The 1,204-nt window shown below is 75.5% G+C and carries 1 protein-coding gene; it reads left to right on the top strand.

Annotated elements, in window-relative coordinates; translation table 11 throughout:
- Positions 1–1,183: iron chelate uptake ABC transporter family permease subunit (locus B7767_RS40590; RefSeq protein ID WP_143652937.1), on the top strand; the 1,183-nt coding region annotated here is incomplete at its 5' end.
- Positions 1,184–1,204: the final 21 nt, after the last annotated feature.

Below are 1,204 nucleotides of genomic sequence, written 5' to 3'. Positions count from 1 at the left end.
AGTGCCGGTCGCGGGCCTCGTCGGCGCCGCGCTGGTGCTCGGGGCGGACGTGCTGCTGCGGACCCTCGTCGACGCGGACACCGCGGTCGCCGTCCCCACCGGCGTGGTCACCAGCCTCGTCGGCGCGACCTTCCTGGTGGTGATGGCGGCCCGGCTCCGCGACACCGCCGGCGCCGCCGCGCCGGACAAGCTGCGCATCCGCAGTCGCGCCGTCTTCCTCACCACGCTCACCGTGCTGACGGTCGTCCTGGCCGGCGTCACGATCGCCGCCGTCCTGTTGGGTGACAGCAAGCTGCTGCTGGGTGACGTGGTCAACTGGGCGCAGGGCAGGGCGGGCAGGACCGTCTCCTTCGTGCTGGACACCCGTGTGCCCCGGGTGTCCGCCGCGCTCCTCGCCGGGGCGGCGCTCGCGCTGGCCGGAACCCTGGTGCAGGCCGTCACCCGCAACCCGCTGGCGGAACCCGCCGTCCTGGGCGTCTCCGGCGGTGGCGCGCTCGGCGCGGTGATCCTGGTGACGACGGTCCCCGTCGTCGGGGGGTGGGGCGTCGCCGGGGCGGCCTTCGCGGGATCCGCGGTCACCGCGGTCGTCGTGTTCGGCCTCGCAGCGCGCGGGGGCTACCAGCAGAACCGGCTGGTGCTCGTCGGCATCGGCACCGCGACCGCGACGACGGCCCTGATCAGCCTGCTGATCGTGCTCACCGACCCGTTCAACGCGACCAAGGCCCTCACCTGGCTGTCGGGCTCCACGTACGGCCGGACCATGCCCGACGTCCTCCCCCTCGCGGCCGTCCTCGCCGTCGGCGTCGCGGTGGCCGGCGTACGGCACCGGGAACTCGACCTGGTCTCCCTCGACGAGGACACCCCCCGGCTGCTCGGGCTCGACCTGGCGCGCGGGAGACTGGGCTTCCTCGTGCTGAGCGTGCTGCTCAGCGCCGCCGCCGTCGCCGCCGCGGGCACCATCGGCTTCGTCGGCCTGGTCGCCCCGCACGCGGCGCGCGCCCTCGTCGGACGGCGGCACACCCGCGTCCTGCCGGTCGCGCTGCTCCTCGGCGCCGTACTGGTGTGCACGGCCGACCTGCTGGGCCGCACCGTGATCGCCCCCGCCCAGCTGGGCGCCGGCCTGATGACGGCCGTGATCGGAACGCCGTACTTCCTGTACGTGCTGGTGCGCAGCCGCCGGTAGTCCCGCGCGGCGACCGCCGCC

The organism is Streptomyces sp. 13-12-16, from assembly GCF_002114215.1.
Classification (GTDB): Bacteria; Actinomycetota; Actinomycetes; order Streptomycetales; family Streptomycetaceae; genus Streptomyces.
Note: the sequence above shows the minus strand (reverse complement) of the source record. Positions and strands in the feature narration are given on the sequence as shown.